The organism is Nocardia carnea, assembly GCF_029869215.1.
GTDB lineage: Bacteria > Actinomycetota > Actinomycetes > Mycobacteriales > Mycobacteriaceae > Nocardia > Nocardia carnea_B.
This window is the reverse complement of sequence record NZ_JARWPM010000149.1, coordinates 44,297-62,268: the sequence shown is the minus strand read 5'-3', so window position 1 is coordinate 62,268 and position 17,972 is coordinate 44,297. Positions and strand designations below refer to the sequence as shown.

The following is a 17,972-nucleotide window of genomic DNA, read 5'->3' as shown; positions in this document are numbered from 1 at the left end:
ACCCGGGCACAGAGCGCGCGGCGCGGACTACGGCGCGGGGCGGGCGGTGAGCGACTCCAGGTCACGGATGGCGGCGCAGCTGCGGCGGATCATGGTGGCGAACATGGCGTCGCCGCGTTCGCTCGGGGTGCCGTAGGCGGCGCCGAACACGGCGACGAGTGGACCCTGCAGGGCGGCGAACCGGTAGTCCCGGCGGCAGTCGTCGAGCGTATAGCCGGTGACACCGAGTTCGAGCAGGCGCCTGTGATAGGTCGCGACCAGATCGCTCTCCACCGCCCGGCGTATCTCGGGGTCGAGGCTGGTCGTCACGAAGTAGGCCAGGTCACGGGCGGGCAGGCCCAGGTTCACCGTCTGCCAGTCGACCGCGGTGACCACGGCCGTCGCGCCCGGGCCGAACAGCAGGTTGTCCAGGCGGTAGTCGCCGTGGACCAGGCCGAAACGTTCCGGGCAGGCGAGCAGCCAGTCGGCGATGACCGCACCGCAGGCGCGGACGGTGTCCCGGTCGCCGGGTCCGAGCCGATCGCCGAGGCGGTCGAGGAAGATCTCGGTGGTGGGGCCGTAGAGTTCGCCGAGGGTCGCGGCCTCCTCGGGGCCGTTGCGGCTGAAACCTTCGATATCCAGCAGGCTCTCATCGCACCAGCGGGGTGCGTGCAGCCCGGCCAGGTTCGCCACGGCCGCGTCCGCATGCGCGACCGTGCAGCCGGCGATCTGGTCGCCTTGGCGGGCGGGCGCGAGATCTTCCAGCAGGAGCACGAATTCGCTGCCGTCACCGTGTATCTCGGCGTGATGGCAGCGAGGAGTACGCGCCGCGACCGTCCCGGCGATCTCGGTGTAGAACCGGACTTCCTGCCGGTAGGCGCCGGCGAGCATACCGCGGGTGCCGGGGTCGGCGGCAGGAAGTTTCGCCAGCAGTCGTTCCGGAACGCCGGCACCGGTGAGCTGCAGGCGGAACACCGAGCCGATCTGGCCCGTCCCGACCGGTTCGGCGGTGACCGCATCGACGGTCGCCCCGAGGGCGGCGGTGAGCCATTCGGGGGTGAGTTCGGCGGCGGTGAGCGGGATCGGCATCATTTCTCCACAGATGAGCGCGCGGGATCCCGCGGGTCACGGTGTTCGCGCCAGGCGTCGAGCACAGGTTTCAGTTCGGTGGGTGTGTTGCCGTGCAGGACGACCCCGTCCACTCCGGCCCGGAACTGGTCGCCGATCCGGGTGGCGCAGTGGGCGGGGGTGCCGGTGGCCGAGGCGGCGAGCCATTCGGCGGGCAGCAGTTCCTCGACGGCTGCCAGGGTCTGCGGGTCGGCGACCGCGTCGAGCGCGCCCCCGGCCCCGGTGACCAGCGGGTGGGCCCGGAAATCGGCGAGCACTCGCGGATCCCAGCCGTTGACGCGGACCAGGATATCGCCGTAGCCCTGCAGGTAGGTGCCGAGGCGGCCGACGAGTTTACGCAGGCGAGCGGTTTCGCCCTGGGTGTCGTCCACGACGGCGAGGACCGACCAGATCCGGATGCCCGCCGGGTCGCGGCCGGCCTCTTCCGCGGCCGCGCGGATGGCCCGCACCGCGCGGGCGGTGGTGTCGTCGGTGAAGAAGGTGTGCAGGACCACCGAATCCGCGACCTCACCGGCCAGGCGCAGCGTGTTGGGACCGATGGCGGTGAGGGTGAGGGGGATGTTCTCGTCGTAGCTGGGGTCCAGCTGCAGCAGCGGGTATTTTCCTGCGGGACCGTCGTGGCCGAGCACGGTGTCGCCACGCCACAGGCGCCGGTAGATATCGGCGGCGTCGCGGATCTGCGCGGAGGTGATCCGCGGCAGGCCGATCACATCGAACAGTGCGTCGAAGCCGCGGCCGAGGCCGAGGCTGTAGCGGCCGCGGGTGAGCCGGTGCAGGGTCATCGCGCCGGCGGCGGTGACCAGCGGATGACGGGTGTTGTGGTTGGTGGCGGCGGTGCAGATGTGCAGGCCGGTGGTGACCGCGCCCGCGGCGGCGGCGAGGGTGAAGGCTTCTTTGGTGTTGAACCGCTCCGACAGGAACAGGGTGCCGAGCCCCAGTTCTTCGGCGGTGCGCGCTTCGCCGAGCAGGACGTGCGGGTCGGTGGCGTGCCCGGCGAGCCCGTAGCAGCCGAGTTCGCGGAATTCGCTGCCGCGTGGCTGCGCGGCCGCCGCGCTCATACCGGGCCCGCCGGTTCTTTGCTGCCGGTGATCATCCGGTGCAGTTCGGCCGGTGTCCACGGTGGGGTGTCGGTGTGGTCGCGGAAGCCGAGGATGCTGGGGGTGGGGCGGTCGTAGCGGCCGACGAAACCGCCGGCGGCGACGAAGATCTGGCCGGTGACCTCGCGGGCCTCGGACCCGGCGAGGTACAGGTACAGCGGGGCGACGTATTCCGCGGGTGGGGCGTCGAGGGCGGCGTCTTTGCTCATCTCGTCGAGCATCCCGCGGCGGTAGAGCTCCATGATTTTCGCTTCGTAGGCGAAACCGCTGGAGAGACGGGTTTTCGCACCGGGACAGACGACGTTGGCGCGGACCTCGTGTTCGGCGAGTTCGGCGGCGATGGCGAGGGTGAGGCTGTTCACCGCGCCTTTACCGGCCGCGTAGCCGGTGCCGCCGTAGTCGCCGAGGTAGGCGAAGGAGCTGGTGTTGATGATGCTGCCGCGGCGCTGGGCCACCATTTTCGGGGCGGCGGCGCGGCAGGTGTTGAAGGTGGTGGTGAGGTGGGAGTCGAGCAGGGCACGCCAGTCGCGGGTGGTGACGTCGAGGATGGAGGATTCGGCGGGTTCGGCGATACCGGCGCAGTTGACGAGGATGTCGATGGTGCCGAAGGTGCGTACGCAGGTGTCGACGAGTGCGGTGGCGACGGTTTCGTCGGCGGCGCTGCCCGCGAGCCCGACCGCGCGCTGACCGGCGAGGGTGAGCGAGTTGACGGTGCGTTCGACCGCGGATTCGTTGCGGCCGTTCACGACGACTCCGGCGCCGTGGCGGGCCAGTGCGTGCGCGACGGCGTGACCGATTCCGCTGGTGGCACCGACGACCACGGCGCCGCGGCCCCATAGGGTTTGCTGACCGCTCATGGACCTGCTCTCGTTTTCCCGGGCCGCGACCCACCGCGACCGAACACACTTCCGTACAGGTGTCCGGACAGTATGGCACTCCTGTTCGGCGGGCGGATCGCGAATCGGGGAGCCGATCGGCGAACCGGCCTTGCGGGCACGAAACACGCCGTAGTACTGTCTGGACAGGTGTCTACCATAGATCCTGGACAGTAATCTGGGGAAGGATTTCCACATGACTTCGGTGAAACCACCGCGGGTGTCCGGAGGCGAACACGAACACGGCCATCTGGAGGAATTCCGCACCGACCCGATCGCGCTCATGCGCCGGGTCCGGGAGGAATGCGGCGACGTCGGCCGATTCGAACTCGCCGGCCGCCACGTCATCCTGCTCACCGGCGCCGAAGCCAACGAATTCTTCTTCCGCGCCGCCGACGAAGACCTCGACCAGGCCGCCGCCTACCCGTTCATGAAACCCATCTTCGGCGAAGGCGTCGTCTTCGACGCCAGCCCCGAACGCCGCAAAGAGATGCTGCACAACTCCGCACTACGCGGCGACCAGATGCGCAGCCACGCCGCCACCATCGAACGCGAAGTCGACCGGATGATCGCCGGCTGGGGCGACGAAGGCGAAATCGACCTCCTCGACTTCTTCGCCGAACTCACCATCTACACCTCCTCGGCCTGCCTGATCGGCACCAAGTTCCGCGAAGAACTCGACAGCCGGTTCGCGCACCTCTACCACAACCTGGAACGCGGCACCGACGCCCTGGCCTACGTCGACCCGTATATGCCGATCGAAAGTTTCCGGATCCGCGACGAATCCCGGGCGAAGCTCGTGGAGCTGGTCCAAGAGATCATGGACGGCCGGATCGCGAACCCACCCGCTGGTAAAGAGGACCGTGACCTGCTCGACGTGCTGGTCTCGGTCAAAAAAGAAGACGGCACCCCGCATTTCAGCGCCAGCGAAATCACCGGCATCTTCATCTCGATGATGTTCGCCGGCCACCACACCACCTCCGGTACCGCCGCCTGGTCGGTGATCGAACTGCTCCGCCACCCGGAAGTACTGTCCGGGGTGGTGAAGGAACTCGACGAGCTCTACGCCGACGGCCAAGAGGTGAGCTTCCACGCGCTGCGCCAGATCCCGCACCTGGAGGCGGTGCTGAAGGAAACGCTGCGGCTGCATCCCCCGCTGATCATCCTCATGCGGGTGGCGCAGGGTGAATTCGAGGTATGCGGGCACACCATCGCCGCAGGCGACCACGTCGCGGCCACCCCCGCCATCTCCAACCGGCTGCCGGAGGATTTCCCCAACCCCGACAGTTTCGACCCCGGCCGCTATATCGACCCCAACCAGGAAGATCTGATCAACCGCTGGACCTGGATCCCGTTCGGCGCCGGCCGCCACCGCTGCGTCGGCGCCGCCTTCGCCCTGATGCAGTTGAAAGCGATCTTCTCGGTCCTACTGCGGGACTGGGAATTCGAGATGGCACAGCCCTCGGAAACCTACCGCAACGACCACTCCAAGATGGTGGTGCAACTGCAGCAACCGTGCACAGTGCGCTACCGCCGCAGGCGACGGGAGAACTGAACACCGCCACCCGCCCGCAACGTCGCACCGACACAACTCGACGGACCGGCGGCAGGCTTCCCCGGGCAGGGCCCGCGGCCGGAAAACTCACGAGTCGAGGGCACGACGCGCGTAGGCACGAACATCGGCGTCGGTATCGTCCAGCGCACCGTTCAGCGCTCCACGCGCCGGTTCGTGCCTGCTCCAGACAGCCAGGGTGAGCACCGCCGCCTTACGGACATCCAGATGCGGGTCGGCAAGCGCCGCCGCCAGCGCGGGAATCGCCACCTCGGGATCGGCCACGGCCAGCCCGCGCGCCGCGCCGACCCGCACCTGCCAGGCGGAATCCCCGAGCGCGGCGACACACAACCCGATATCTGCGGCCGCGGCGCCGATACCGGCGAACGCCGCCAAGGCCGCGGCCCGGACCAACGGGTCGCGATCGGCCGAAAGCCTCCGCACGATGCCGGTACCGCCGTTACCGATAGTGGCCACGCCCTGAGCAGCCGCGATACGCACCTCACGGTTCGGGTCGGTAGCGGCGGCCGCGATCGCGTCCCGGTCGTTCAGCGACACCGAGGCGCGCACCGCCTCGATACGGACACGATGGTCCGGATCCGCCAGCGCCGCACGGTAAACAGCGGCGGTACCGGCGCGCAGCGCGCGCAGCAGGTCGACCACGGCCGCGCGAACCACCGGGTCACCGGAGCCGATCCGGTCGGCGAGCCCGGCCGCCGACGGCAGCACCTCGACCAGTTCACGGAGAGCGGCCGCGGCGGCGCCACGGACCCTCGCGGCCCGGTCGTCGAGAGCTCGCACGAGCAACGGCGCATAGCCGTCCGGGGTGTTCTCCGTCAGGGCCGCGATCGCCGCAACCCGCACCGTGGCGTCGGCATCGGAAAGGTAGGCCGACAGCTGCGCGGCCGTCGGTGCATCCAGGGCGAGCAGCTCGACCAGCCGCGGCGAGGCGGGCGGAGCGGGATCGGTGGCAATGCTCCCCGTCCCGGCCGCGGCCCCGGCACGGCGAGCCGCCGGCCGATGACCGGCGGCACCAGGTTGGGCGAGAACCACCGGCTCCTCCACCGCGGGCAGATCGCCGAACTCGGGAACAGGCACCAGATACGGTGCGACCGGCCGCTTCAGGAACTCCATCTCCCCGTCGGCGCGTTTGCGGAGGTTCAAATGGTAACGCCACCGCCCATCGTCCCGCTCCGGAAGATCGGCGCGTTCATGGTAGAGACCCCACCGGGACTCGGTACGGGTCAACGAGCTACGCGCCGCCATCTCCGCACAGTCACGGATGAACGAGACCTCGACGGCACGCATCAGTTCATGTGGCGTGCGCGCCCCCATCCCGGCGATCTCACCGCGCATCCGCTCGAAGGTTTCCACCGCGAGGGAAAGTTTGGCCGCCGTCTTCGGGGGCGCCACATAGTCGTTGACGAACCGGCGCAGTTTGTATTCGACCTGCGGTTGCGGCGGGCCGTCGGGATGACGCAGCGGCCGGTACACGAGCTCGTGGGCGGCCGCGACCTGACCGGCCGGCAGTTCTCGCGGGGCCGCCACATCGGCCAGCGTCCCGGCGGCATGCGCACCGGCCAGCTCCCCGAAAACGAAAGCGCCGATCATGAAATTGTGCGGCACACACGCCAGATCACCCGCCGCGTACAGGCCGGGAACGGTCGTGCGGGCATTCTCGTCCACCCACACCCCCGACGCGGAATGCCCACCACACAAACCGATCTCCGAGATATGCATCTCGATATCGTGAGTGCGGTAGTCGTGGCCACGATTGGCGTGGAAAGTGCCGCGCGTCGGACGTTCGGTGGTGTGCAGAATCCCTTCCAGCGTGCTCAGCGTTTCGTCGGGCAGATGCGACACCTTCAGGTAGATCGGCCCCCGCGCGGAATCGATCTCACGTTTCACCTCCGCCATCATCTGCCCCGACCAGTAATCGGAGTCCACGAACCGCTCCCCCTGCGCGTTCACCTGATACCCACCGAACGGATTCGCGACATACGCGCAGGCCGGACCGTTGTAATCCTTGATCAACGGGTTGATCTGGAAACATTCGATCCCGCTCAACTCCGCGCCCGCGTGATAAGCCATGGAATAGCCGTCGCCCGCGTTCGTCGGATTCTCGTAGGTGCCATACAAATAACCCGACGCCGGCAACCCCAGCCGCCCGCACGGCCCCGTCGCCAGAATCACCGCCTTCGCCCCCACTGTCACGAACTCGCCGGTACGGGTATTCAACGCGGCCGCACCGACCGCCCGGCCCCCCCGCGGTGAGCACCCGCACCGGCATCAACCGGTTCTCGATCCGGATCCGCTCCCGGTTCCTCCGCTGCCGCAACACCCGATACAGCGCCTTCTTCACATCCTTACCCTCGGGCATCGGCAGCACATACGACCCCGACCGGTGCACCCGGCGCACCGCGTACTCCCCGTACTCGTCCTTCTCGAACTTCACGCCGTACCGTTCCAGCCGCTGCACCATGGCGAAACCCCGGGTCGCGGTCTGGTAGACGGTGCGCTGGTCGACGATCCCGTCGTTGGCACTGGTGATCTCCGCGACGTAATCCTCCGGCTCGGCCTTCCCCGGGATCACCGCATTGTTCACCCCGTCCATCCCCATCGCCAGCGCCCCGGAGTGCCGCACATGCGCCTTCTCCAGCAGCAGCACGTTCGCGCCGTGTTCGGCGGCGGTCAGCGCGGCCATCGTGCCCGCCGTCCCGCCGCCGACGACCAGCACATCGCAGTCGAGCCGGACGGTATCGGCGAGATCCGGGGCCGAGAACAGTGCGGGAGCGGTCACGACAGAGCCTCCAGAATTCGGGCGCGCTCAGCACGCCGGTCGGCGGTTCCCCGCGGATTCGGCATCTCGACGAGCGCGCGCAACGGCTGCCCCGCCCGCCCGAGCACCGCGACCCGGTCACCCAGCCGCAGCGCCTCGTCCACGTCATGGGTCACGAACACCACGGTGGCGGGGTGGCTGCGCCAGGTTTCGACCAGCAGGCGCTGCATGGTGGCCCGGGTCTGAGCATCGAGAGCACCGAACGGTTCGTCCATCATCACCGCGCGCGGCGCGCCCGCCAAGCCCCGTGCCAGCTGGACACGCTGCCGCATACCACCCGACAGGCTTTTGGGCAGGAAATCGGCGAAACCGGTGAGCCCGACCTCCTCGATCCAGCGCTCGGCAGCAGCGCGGCGCCCCGCCTTCGGTTCACCACGTAACCGCAGTGCCAGTTCGATATTGGCGCGCACACTGCGCCACGGCAGCAGCGCGTTGTCCTGGAAGACGACGGCCCGGTCCCGGGAGGTGCCGGTGACCGGCTCACCGTCGGCCAGGACACGGCCCGCGTCGGGGGCCAGTAGCCCGGCAAGGGCACGCAGCACCGTCGACTTACCGCAACCGGACGGCCCGGTGAGGACGAGGATTTCGCCGGGACGGACATCCAGCGACAGGTCCATGATCACCGGGTCGCCGGTGTAGGACAGCGACACGGCGTCCAGGCGCAGGGCCATACCGTGTTCCTCGAGATCCGGCGCCGCTTCGCGCGGGATGAGAGTGGTGGTCATCGGGACAGCAGCCTTTCCGCGGGGGTCGTGGCGCGGGTCCCGTGGCGGCCGGGGCGCGGGCACACCGTCATCGGGTGTTCCCCTCTCCCCTGGGCAGCCAGCGGGTGACCCGGCGGCCGAGACGTTCGATCGCCGCGGACGTGCCGAAGCCCAGAACGCCGATAGTGAGGATCCCGACGAACACACCCGGATAATCGACGAGGGTGTAGGCCTGCCAGGTGCGGTAACCGACACCGAGACGTCCGGAAATCATCTCCGCGGAGATCAAGCAGATCCAGGCGACCCCGAGACCCACCGAGAGCCCGCCGAAGATCCCCGGCAGCGCACCCGGGAACACCACCCGCACGAGCACGTCCCAGCGGTTACCACCGAGCGTGCGCACCGAGTCCTCCCACAAGGTGGGCAAGGCACGGACCGCGTGCCGGGTGCTGACCATGATCGGGAAATAAGCGGCCAGACCGGTGATGAACACCATGCCGGCCTCGTCGTCGGGAAACAGCAGAATCGCGATCGGCACCACCGCGATCGCCGGAACCGGACGCGCCAGTTCGGTGAGCGGGCCGAAGACCCCCGCCACCAACCGGGACCGGCCCAGCGCGATCCCGCTCGCGACACCGAGCACCGTGGCGATGACGAAACCCGTGAGGATGCGAATCAGCGATTGGGCGAGATCCAGATAGTAGACATCGGTGGCGAGTCGGCGGCCGAACGCCATGACCACCTCGGTGACGGTGGGCAAGGTGTCGAACCGCAACCACAGCCGGACATCGGCGGCGGTCAGCAACTGCCACACCAGCACAGCCGCAGCCACCGAAACCAGACGCAGCGCACGGTCCGGCCACACCGAGCGCGCACGGTGCCGGGCACGGAGGCGGTCATTGTGCACGGCGGCACCGGAATCGGCCGGGGCGGCGACGGTCACGACCGGACCTCCGCGACAGCCTGGTCATAGCCGACCGGCTCGGCGCCGGGATTGGCCCGCCGGTAGCGACCGGCCGCGGCCGGGGTGGTGAACGCCCGGTACATGTCCCCGTCGCGGACCCAAACGGCCTTGTCGGCGAACCAGCGGGTACCCAGCTCGGAATCCACGATATAGGCGGCGCGCACCGTCTGCCCCTGCGCCCGGGCGGCTTTCACCGCACGCAGCAGGTCGGTGGAGCCACTGGCCGGCCGAGTCGTATCCTGCCCGTCCAGCCACAATTCGGTACCGGACCCGGCGGTGTGGTTCGCCACATCCGCGAGCGCTTTCTCGTAGTCCTGGCCACGGGCGGCGAACGCGGCGCGAAGCAGCCGGTCGTCCGCGAAAGCGCCGGTATCGAGATCGGCGAAATCACCGATCGACTGCAGATACCGCACATCGTCTGCAAACGCCGCCAGCAGACTCGGTTTGAAGGTGGTGTCGAAGGAGGTGCCACCGGGACCGTTGTAGAGGTAGACCACCTCCTGCGGCAGCCCCGACCCCTCGGCCACGATCCGCGCCGCCGCCAGCGGATCCCGCCACAGGAACTCGGTGGCATCCAGCTGTGCCTGCAGGAACGCATCGACCACCTCGGGATGCCGCGCGGTGTAATCCGCACGGGCCACCACGCCGTGAAACGTGGGCACATTCAGTTCGGCGCCGTCGTAGAGCAGTCTCGCCTTGTCCTGGAACACGAGCAGACCGGGCCAGGCCACGAACTGCGACAGTGCGCTCACCTGGCCCGATTCCAGGGCCGAGGCCCCGACCTGCGGCTGCTGATTCACCACCTCCACACCGGTGACCGGGTCGATACCCGCGCGGGTGAGCGCCTGCACGAGTGTGCCGTGCCCTGCGGAACCGACACTGGCGGAGATCTTCTGCCCCGCCAGATCGGGCAGTTCGGTGGCCGGTGAATCCGGCGGCACCACCACCATGTTCAACGCGCCCTTGGGGTTGTAGCCGGTGACCGAGATGAATTCCGTGCGGGAGCGCTCGCTGCCCTGCGTCCGCGAACCGTTGATCAGCAGCGGGTAGTCACCCATCGAGCCGATATCGATCTTCTCCGCCACCATCTGCGCGGTGATCGGCGCACCGGTGTCGTAGTCCTGCCATTCCACCTCATAGGCCGGCCCACCGCCGTCGGTGAGCCGCGCCAGCCGCTGCTCCAGGTAACCCTGAGCGCGCAGCAGGGTGCCCGCGGTGACGGTATTGATCGTTTTGGACTGGTATCCGATGACAACGCGCACCGTATCGCCGATGGCCGCGTCTTCCAGCGAGCACCCGGTGAGGGCGAGCGCCCCGGCGGCAAGCACAGCCGCCAGGCGTTTCAATCTGGTCATGATGGGGTCTACCTCAGGAGATACGGCATATTGACGGTGACGGCGCCCGTGGGACAGCGGGCGGCGCAGGGGCCGCAGTACCAGCATTCGTCGACGTGCATGAACGCTTTACCGTTGTCCGGGTTGATCGCGAGGGAGTCGAGCGGGCAGATCTCGACGCACAGGGTGCAGCCCTCGATACACAGGGATTCGTCGATGGTCACCGGGATATCGGTGCGCTGGTTCACCAGGGCCATCTACAGGACCTTCCACTCAGGGATCGCACGGGAGAGGCTGCCGCGCAGCGTGATCCGGTCACCGCGCATCCGGATGTATTCGAGGTCGACGGGCGTTCCGTCGTCGAGGCGGGTGAGGCGTTCGAGCATCAGCAGCGGCGCGCCCGCGGGAACATCGAGGGTGGCGGCGGTGTGCCGGTCGGCAGGGACCGCCTCCACCGTCAGATCCGCCGAGCCGAGGGATTGCCCGCTGAGCTGTTCGAGGAGCACGAACACATCGGTGTGGGCGAGATCGTGGTCGAGGACGCGGGCACCGATCTCGGGGCGAGATAGGTGAGATCCAGGCTGAGCGGCTGATCACCGAGATAGCGCAGCCGCTCCAGATACACGACCTGCCGGCCCGGCGTGAGCCCGAGCCGGCGCGCGACGAGCGGCGGGGCCGTGATCCGCTGCCCCATCCGGACCTCGTTGCGGACCGTGCCCCGGCCCTCCAGCGTCTCCTGTAAGCCCAGCAGCGCGTCCAGCCCGTGGTCGAATTTCCGCGCGGCCACTCGGGTACCGAGCCGCGGCGCGCGGTCGATCAGTCCCTCGTCACGCAGGAGCGCCAGCGCGTCCCGGATGGTGTTGCGGGAGGTCCGATGCTCCGCCGCCAGTTCCAGTTCCCCGGGCAGCGTGTCGCCTACGGCACCCGCGTGGATCTGCTGGCGCACGATATCCGCGACCCGCCTCGCCTGGTCCGCACGCAGCCACCGGACGGTCGCCGCGCCGCCCGACCGATCGGAGTTCATCTCGCTGACCTGCATAAACGGTGACGATAGCGGCGTACATCGGCCGTCCCCGTCCACTCCGCAGCGGGACCGTACACACCGGTTCGCAATGCGCCGCGCACCGATCGGCACGACCAGCGAAAACGGCACTGTTCGCCGCCATTGCGCCACCCGGCCCAACAGCCTTCTCGATTGCGATCAGCTCGATTCGAATGGTCGGGTACCGCATGCCCGGCGCTACCGCGGCACGCGCCTCGGTAGCAAGGAAGTATTTGTTTCCTTCCTTGAAGGAAATTGAGCGTTTACTCCGTTTTTGCGCTGTTGGTCGGAGGTGGAGAATAAGTAGTTAGATGCGCATATCTACCTATCGGCAAGTTTTCCTGTCCTTCTGACCTCGCAAGGTCTCCGCGGACAGCGTTGCGGGTAGGCGTATCGGAGCGGGAGTTCGCCTGAGCCTCCCCTCATCGGTCGTCGGCGACCCCTGCCCCCTCCCCGGCGACACAACCGCGTATCAGGCCGTATCCCCTATCGAGCCGGCATACCAGTACACCCGCAGGGGCATGTTCTCCGGCCGTTCGGGTACGAGCGGTGGAGCGAGTGATCACCGGGTTTCGACGACGGACCACGCAGAGCAACGCCAGGAGGCTCCCATGCAGGACCGAAACGACCCCGCTCAGCCGCAGATCCTTGCGGAACCGGTACCGCCCTACCCGAAACAGCGGCAAGAGCCGCCCGGTAGCGAGCAGGCCGTGCGGCCGCGGCCGGAGTACCGGTCGGACCGTTACCGGGCGGCCGGCAAACTTCGGCACAAGATCGCCCTGATCACGGGCGGTGATTCCGGTATCGGTCGTGCGGTGGCCGTCCTCTATGCGCGCGAGGGCGCCGATATCGCCATCGGGTACCTGCCCGAGGAGCAAGCGGATGCGGAGGAGACACGCCGCGCGGTCGAGGCGGAAGGACGCAGATGCCTGCTGCTGCCCGGCGACCTCGCCGAGCAGTCGGTCTGTTACGACATCGTCGAACGGACGGTGCGGGAGCTGGGCGGGCTCAACATCCTGGTCAACAACGCGGCCCACCTGAACAGCCAGACGGATCTGTCCCAGTTGTCCTTCGACGACTGGGACAGATCCTTCAAGGTGAACGCGTACGCGTATTCCATCTGGTACAGGCCGCGCGCCCTCATCTGAAGGCCGGTGACGCCATCATCGCGACGGCGTCGGAGGAGGCGCTGAAAGGCAGCGATACGATGATCGACTACGCGGCGAGCAAGGCCGCCCTGGTCAATTTCACCAAATCCATTGCCTTTCACCTCGTCAAGGACGGCATCCGGGCGAATATCGTCGCCCCCGGACCGACATGGACCGTACTCAATATCGCCGACCCGCATATGCCCGAGGAAGGTCTCGCCCAGCTCGGCAGCGACAGCCCGATAGGCCGGGTCGCGCAACCGGAGGAGCTGGCACCGGCGTACGTATACCTGGCCTCCGACGCGGACTCCAGCTACACGGTGGGCGAGATCCTCGCCGTCACAGGCGGTCTCACCACCACGCGCTGACCCACGCACGCCGGCCGGTTACGGGGCCGCCAGGCGCTCGATATCGTCGAGGACCAGGTTCGCGCCGACGACCCCGATCCCGAGCATCCACGTGTCGTCGGCGACCTCGTGGGCACGGCCCGCGGCCACGGCCGGGAGGTCACCCCACAGCGCGGTGACACGGCCCTTGGTCGTGCTCGCGCCGGAACCGGTGTAATCGGCGTGGAACACCACGTCTCCGTTGATCTGCTCGTACTGTTCGGGATCGAGTTCGGCCATCGAGTACTCATTCCATTCCCGGTTGGGATGGGTGAAGCCGACCTGGGCGAGCAGGGAACCCGAGAACGTCTCCGGGCCGTAGAGGCGGAACCGGTCCTCGGTGAAGCGCACCATCGACACCGTCCTGCCCGCCGCGCCGATCCGTTTTCCGACATCACTTGCGCGGGTGCCGAGGCGGTTGAGCAGATCCTCCATTTCGGCGGTCTTGCCGACCGCCGCCGCGGTGAGCCGGGCCTGTTCGTGCCAGTCGGTGCCCGAATTCGCCGAGAACACGGTCGGTGCGATAGCGCTGAGCTGGTCGAAGAGCGGCTCGTGGCGGACCTTGGTGCCGATGATGAGGTCGGGCTCGAGGTTGGCGACGGCGTCGAGATCGGGTTCGGAGATCGTGCCGACGGTCGCCACATCGCCCAGTTCGTCCCGCAGGTATTCCGGTGCGCCGTAGCCCATCGCGCGCTCGGTGATCCCGGCCGGGGTGATCCCCAGAGCGACAAGCGCGTCCAAGTGTGGTGAGTCGAGAACGACGATCCGCTGCGGCGCCACGGGCACCGTCGTCTCGCCCATCGCGTGCGCGACGACGCGTCCCTCGTCGAGCCCGGGATCGCCCGACCCGCAGGCGGCCAGGGCCAGGCCCAGCACGGCGACCAGTGCGCCGATGGCGGCCCGCAGCCGATGCCTTGTACTGTTCTCGATCTTCACGGCATTGCACAGTAGCCCATGTGAGTTAGGTTGCCCTAGCCTTAGTGTGCCGAGTACGGTTCGTCGGTGCCCTCGAGTCGTGCTGCCGTGCCCCCACGCCACGGCTCCGGTCCGCCCCCGGACGGACCGCGCCGGGCGCTCGCGAAAGGCACCGTCCTGCTGCTGTTCGCGGTGGTCCTGCTCGCCGGCGTCTGCGTCGTCAGCTTGGCCGTCGGCGCCAAATCCATCCCGCTGAGCGAGGTGGCCGCCGCCCTGCTCGGCCGGGGCGACGGCAGTGTCCGGGTGATCATCGGGGAATGGCGGTTGAGCCGTACTGTGGTCGGGCTCGTGGCCGGGGTGGCGCTCGGCACGGCCGGTGTGCTCATCGGCGCGCTCACCCGCAATCCGATCGCGGATCCCGGGCTGCTCGGGGTGAACGCGGGCGCCGCCCTCGGCGTCGTGGTCGGCCTCACCGTCGGCAGTGGGATGGGCGTCGCCGGTTACACCTGGTTCGCCTTCGCCGGTGCGGGCACCGCAGCGGTGGTCGTGTACCTGCTGTCGATGATCGGCGGATCCACCGCGTCACCGTTGCGGCTGGCGCTCGCCGGAGTCGCACTCGGCGCCGTACTGTCCGGTATCACCCAGTTACTGGTTTTCGTCGACGAGGACGTACTCGACGCCTACCGGTTCTGGCGGATCGGCTCGCTGGCCACCCGCGACCTCGACGACACACTGACGGTCACGCCCTACGTGCTCGCCGCCGCACTGCTCGCGCTGGCCCTGTGCCGGGCATTGAACGCGCTGAGCCTGGGCGACCGGACCGCGGCGGCACTCGGCGTGCACCTGGGCCGGGTGCGGCTGCTCGGCTTCGTGGCCGTCACCGTGCTCTGTGGGGCCGCGACCGCACTGGCCGGGCCGATCGCCTTCGTCGGGCTGTTGGTCTTCCATATCGCGCAGTATCTGGCCGGCGCCGATTACCGGATTCTCGTCCCGCTCTCGATGCTGCTGGCACCGGCGCTGCTGCTGACGGCCGATGTCCTCGGCCGGGTGCTCAGTGGCGGTGAGCCCGTTCCGGTCGGTGTGATGACAGCCTTCGTCGGCAGTCCCGCCCTCATCGCGCTCATCATGGGGAGCCGGCGTATGGCGGCCGGGTCATGACGGCCACCGAGATATCCGGGACCGGTGGGCGGCTGCTGCGGACGGAAATCACGCCCACCGATCGCGCTGTGCGTACCGGTCCCTATACGGTGCGTTTCGATCGGCGGGCCGCGCTGGTCACGACGATTCTGGTACTGCTGGTCGCGTTGCTGATCCCCGTGTCCCTGATGGTCGGCGAGTACGCCGTCGGGCCCGGCGCGCTGTGGGATGTACTCACCGGGCAGCCCCGGCGCCGGCTCGACCGGTTCTTCGTCGTCGACCGGCGACTCCCCCGCGTCCTGCTCGCCGTGGGAGTCGGTGGTGCGCTCGCCGCGGCGGGTGCGATTTTCCAGCGGCTCCACCACAATCCGCTGGCCAGCCCGGATGTCATCGGATTCACCAGTGGGTCGGCGGCCGGTGCGGTGATCGTCCTGGTCACCCTCGGTGGATCCCTGGCGATGGGCGCGGCGGGCGCGGCGGTGGGCGCGCTGGCCACGTTCGCGATCATCGGTGTGCTCACGGTGCTGGGTGGATTGCGCGGCACCCGGCTGGTGCTGGTGGGGCTCGCGCTCGGCGCGCTGTCCTCCTCGGTCACCGCGTATGTCCTCAGCCAGGCCTACCTGCCGTCGGCGGCGGTGGCGAACGCGTGGCTGATCGGATCGCTCAGCGGGCGCGGCTGGGGACAGGTAGTGACGATCGGGGCCGGAATCGCCCTCGTCACACCGTTGATCGTGCTGTTCGGCCGTGCGTTCCACGCGCTGGATCTCGGTGACACCGTGGCGGCCACCCTCGGAGTTCACAGCGGCCGGGCCCGGATGGGCCTGCTGCTCGGTGCCACGGTCCTGGTGGGCCTCGCGGTCTGCGTCGCGGGCCCGATCTCGTTCATCGCGCTGGCGGCACCGCATCTGGCGCGTGGCCTCGTCCGCACGCCCGGCGCCGGGATCTTCGCGGCCGCGTGCACCGGTGCGCTGCTGCTCGGAGTCGCCGATCTCGTGGCCGAACACGCCTTTCCCGCGCCGGTACCCGTCGGTGTCGTCACGGTCAGCGTCGGCGGGGTCTTCCTCATCTGGCTCCTGGTACGAGAGGGTCTGCGCCATCGTGTCTGAACAACCCACCGATCCCGCAGCCGTGGCCCGGTTGCGCGGCAGCGGACTTCGTGTGTCCTACGGCGACCGGACGGTGCTCGACGATATCGATATCGCCGTACCCGACGGCGGGTTCACGGTGATCATCGGACCCAATGCCTGCGGGAAATCCACCCTGCTCGCGGCGCTCGGACGCCTCCTGCGGCCGGCGGCGGGATCGGTGATCCTCGACGGCAAGGCGATCCACAGCTATCCGGCGAAAGAAACCGCGCGGCGGATCGGCTTGCTGCCGCAGACACCGGGCAGTCCCGACGGCATCGTCGTCGGTGATCTCGTGGCGCGGGGCCGCTATCCGCATCAGGGGCTGCTACACCAGTGGTCCGACGACGACGCCACCGCGGTCGCCGACGCACTGGCCGCCACCGGCACCACCGCCCTGCGCCACCGCCGTGTCGACGAACTGTCCGGCGGGCAGCGGCAACGGGTCTGGATCGCGATGGTGCTGGCGCAGGCCACGCCGATCGTGCTGCTCGACGAACCCACGACCTATCTGGACATCAGTCATCAGCTCGAGGTGCTCGACCTGTGCGAGCGGCTCCACCGCGAGCACGGCCGCACGGTGGTGGCCGTGCTGCACGATCTGAACCTCGCCTGCCGTTACGCGACCGAACTCATCGCCATGCGCGACGGCCGGATCGCCGGCCGGGGCGGCCCCCGGGAGCTGGTGACGCCCGAGCTGGTGCGCGAGATCTTCGACCTCGACTGTGTGATCGTCGAGGACCCGGTCACCGGCACGCCGATGATCGTTCCCGGCCGCCGGCCGGCCACACCGGAGAACGCCGTCACCCCTGCCGAGCTAGGAGGTGCCCGATGAGCACACCCACCGTGGCGGCTCCCGCCACCACCTACGCCGTACTACGGGTTTGTCGTACCGCGCGGCTCACACCGGACATGGTGCGGATCACCCTCACCGCCACCGACCCCGCCGCACTGACCGATGCGGGCGCGGACCAGTTCGCGAAGCTCTTCTTCCCGCTACCGGGCCAGGACCGGCCGGCGGTGCCGCCACCGGTCGACGAGACCGCCGGGGTGATGAGCTGGTACCGGCAGTACCTCGCGATGCCCGACGAGATCCGCCCGCCGATGCGCACCTACACGATCCGGGCGCTGCGACCCGCCCTCGGTGAACTCGATATCGATTTCGTCCTCCATCCCGACGCCGCCGGACCGGCCTCGGGATGGGCGGCGGCGGCGGCGCCCGGACACGAGATCGGCCTGCTCTGCCCACCTCGCGCCCTGTACCGCCCGCCGCACGAGGCCGCCTGGCAGCTGCTCGTCGGCGACGAGACCGCGATTCCCGCGATCGGCGCGATCATCGAACGCCTCGCCCCGGACACTGTGCTGCGCGCCTACATCGAGGTCGCCGGCCGCGACCATGAGCACGACTTCACCACCCGCGGCCACAGCCGTGTCGTCTGGGTGCCTCGCGGTACGCGGCGACGCGGCGACGCGGTCCTCGAGGCCGTCCGCGCCGCCGAGTTCCCGGAAGGCGCGGCGTATGCCTGGATCTCCGGAGAGGCGGGCCTGGTGAAATCCGTCCGGCGCCACCTGGTCCGGGACCGCGGCATCGACAAACACGCGGTCACCTTCACCGGCTACTGGCGGCAGGGCCACAGTGAGGAAGACACCGGCCGCGAGAAGGTCCGCCGCGCCGACACCGGAGAACCACTGCGCGACGACGACTGATACGGCACGGGGGGCGGGGCGTGTCCGGGAGAAGAGGCACG

The 17,972-nt window shown here is 68.9% G+C and carries 13 protein-coding genes and 3 pseudogenes; 6 read left to right on the top strand and 10 right to left on the bottom strand.

From position 1 onward, the window contains the following. Window positions 1-27: 27 nt before the first annotated feature. Genes QH276_RS10030 through QH276_RS10020 form a run of 3 tightly spaced genes read right to left on the bottom strand, consistent with a single transcriptional unit; the run spans window position 28 to window position 3,061 of the window. Window positions 28-1,071, bottom strand: coding sequence for a phosphotransferase (locus tag QH276_RS10030; RefSeq protein WP_280401798.1), 1,044 nt, complete (start codon window positions 1,069-1,071; stop codon window positions 28-30). After that, entirely contained in the window at window positions 1,068-2,165 is a 1,098-nt protein-coding gene (locus tag QH276_RS10025; RefSeq protein WP_280401797.1) for a TIGR03857 family LLM class F420-dependent oxidoreductase, read from the bottom strand. The genes QH276_RS10030 and QH276_RS10025 overlap by 4 nt, the downstream gene beginning before the upstream one ends. Beyond that, on the bottom strand, window positions 2,162-3,061 hold the full coding sequence (locus QH276_RS10020) for an SDR family NAD(P)-dependent oxidoreductase (protein WP_280401796.1): 900 nt from the start codon (window positions 3,059-3,061) through the stop codon (window positions 2,162-2,164). Before QH276_RS10020 ends, QH276_RS10025 begins: the two co-directional genes overlap by 4 nt. Window positions 3,062-3,275: 214 nt before the next feature. On the opposite strand from QH276_RS10020, the gene QH276_RS10015 reads away from it, so the two are divergent. Further along, the gene (locus QH276_RS10015; RefSeq protein WP_280401795.1) at window positions 3,276-4,634 is read left to right on the top strand and encodes a cytochrome P450; all 1,359 of its coding nucleotides are present in this window, start codon (window positions 3,276-3,278) and stop codon (window positions 4,632-4,634) included. Window positions 4,635-4,721: 87 nt separating this feature from the next. On the opposite strand, the pseudogene QH276_RS10010 reads toward QH276_RS10015, so the two are convergent. From QH276_RS10010 to QH276_RS09985, 6 genes and pseudogenes are all read right to left on the bottom strand, one after another. Then, window positions 4,722-7,431: pseudogene (locus tag QH276_RS10010) on the bottom strand (fumarate reductase/succinate dehydrogenase flavoprotein subunit). Further along, a complete protein-coding gene (locus tag QH276_RS10005; RefSeq protein ID WP_280401794.1) occupies window positions 7,428-8,195 on the bottom strand; it encodes an ABC transporter ATP-binding protein in 768 nt (255 codons plus the stop codon). Before QH276_RS10005 ends, QH276_RS10010 begins: the two are co-directional and overlap by 4 nt. A gap of 67 nt (window positions 8,196-8,262) precedes the next feature. After that, window positions 8,263-9,081 carry an ABC transporter permease gene (locus QH276_RS10000; protein WP_280401843.1) on the bottom strand — a complete coding sequence of 273 codons (819 nt, stop codon included), beginning with the start codon at window positions 9,079-9,081 and terminating at the stop codon, window positions 8,263-8,265. 32 nt (window positions 9,082-9,113) lie between these two features. Then, window positions 9,114-10,493, bottom strand: coding sequence for an ABC transporter substrate-binding protein (locus QH276_RS09995; protein ID WP_280401793.1), 1,380 nt, complete (start codon window positions 10,491-10,493; stop codon window positions 9,114-9,116). An 8-nt stretch (window positions 10,494-10,501) separates the two neighbouring features. Further along, complete coding sequence (locus QH276_RS09990) at window positions 10,502-10,729, bottom strand: 4Fe-4S dicluster domain-containing protein (RefSeq protein WP_280401792.1); 228 nt, start codon at window positions 10,727-10,729, stop codon at window positions 10,502-10,504. After that, window positions 10,730-11,511 (bottom strand): annotated as a pseudogene (locus tag QH276_RS09985) (GntR family transcriptional regulator). A 524-nt stretch (window positions 11,512-12,035) separates the two neighbouring features. Here QH276_RS09985 and QH276_RS35510 point away from each other — a divergent pair. Continuing rightward, window positions 12,036-13,030 (top strand): annotated as a pseudogene (locus QH276_RS35510) (SDR family oxidoreductase). Between the two features lie 18 nt (window positions 13,031-13,048). Here the strand turns inward: QH276_RS35510 and QH276_RS09970 are convergent. After that, a complete protein-coding gene (locus tag QH276_RS09970) occupies window positions 13,049-13,984 on the bottom strand; it encodes an ABC transporter substrate-binding protein (protein ID WP_280401790.1) in 936 nt (311 codons plus the stop codon). A gap of 66 nt (window positions 13,985-14,050) precedes the next feature. On the opposite strand from QH276_RS09970, the gene QH276_RS09965 reads away from it, so the two are divergent. Genes QH276_RS09965 through QH276_RS09950 form a run of 4 tightly spaced genes read left to right on the top strand, consistent with a single transcriptional unit; the run spans window position 14,051 to window position 17,931 of the window. After that, entirely contained in the window at window positions 14,051-15,121 is a 1,071-nt protein-coding gene (locus tag QH276_RS09965) for a FecCD family ABC transporter permease (protein WP_280401789.1), read from the top strand. Beyond that, window positions 15,118-16,206 (top strand): FecCD family ABC transporter permease, encoded by a 1,089-nt coding sequence (locus QH276_RS09960; RefSeq protein ID WP_280401788.1) that lies wholly within the window; start codon window positions 15,118-15,120, stop codon window positions 16,204-16,206. Before QH276_RS09965 ends, QH276_RS09960 begins: the two co-directional genes overlap by 4 nt. Further along, window positions 16,199-17,059, top strand: a complete 861-nt coding sequence (locus QH276_RS09955; RefSeq protein WP_432278728.1) for an ABC transporter ATP-binding protein — start codon at window positions 16,199-16,201, stop codon at window positions 17,057-17,059. Before QH276_RS09960 ends, QH276_RS09955 begins: the two co-directional genes overlap by 8 nt. Further along, window positions 17,056-17,931, top strand: a complete 876-nt coding sequence (locus QH276_RS09950; protein ID WP_280401787.1) for a siderophore-interacting protein — start codon at window positions 17,056-17,058, stop codon at window positions 17,929-17,931. The genes QH276_RS09955 and QH276_RS09950 overlap by 4 nt, the downstream gene beginning before the upstream one ends. The last annotated feature ends 41 nt before the right edge of the window (window positions 17,932-17,972 follow it).

Excerpts from the sequence above, each read along its gene's own strand:
- QH276_RS10030 (WP_280401798.1), bottom strand. The coding sequence starts at position 1,071 with ATGATGCCGATCCCGCTCACCGCCGCCGAACTCACCCCCGAATGGCTC.
- QH276_RS10025 (WP_280401797.1), bottom strand. The coding sequence starts at position 2,165 with ATGAGCGCGGCGGCCGCGCAGCCACGCGGCAGCGAATTCCGCGAACTC.
- QH276_RS10020 (WP_280401796.1), bottom strand. The coding sequence starts at position 3,061 with ATGAGCGGTCAGCAAACCCTATGGGGCCGCGGCGCCGTGGTCGTCGGT.
- QH276_RS10015 (WP_280401795.1), top strand. The coding sequence starts at position 3,276 with ATGACTTCGGTGAAACCACCGCGGGTGTCCGGAGGCGAACACGAACAC.
- QH276_RS10005 (WP_280401794.1), bottom strand. The coding sequence starts at position 8,195 with ATGACCACCACTCTCATCCCGCGCGAAGCGGCGCCGGATCTCGAGGAA.
- QH276_RS09995 (WP_280401793.1), bottom strand. The coding sequence starts at position 10,493 with ATGACCAGATTGAAACGCCTGGCGGCTGTGCTTGCCGCCGGGGCGCTC.
- QH276_RS09990 (WP_280401792.1), bottom strand. The coding sequence starts at position 10,729 with ATGGCCCTGGTGAACCAGCGCACCGATATCCCGGTGACCATCGACGAA.
- QH276_RS09960 (WP_280401788.1), top strand. The coding sequence starts at position 15,118 with ATGACGGCCACCGAGATATCCGGGACCGGTGGGCGGCTGCTGCGGACG.
- QH276_RS09950 (WP_280401787.1), top strand. The coding sequence starts at position 17,056 with ATGAGCACACCCACCGTGGCGGCTCCCGCCACCACCTACGCCGTACTA.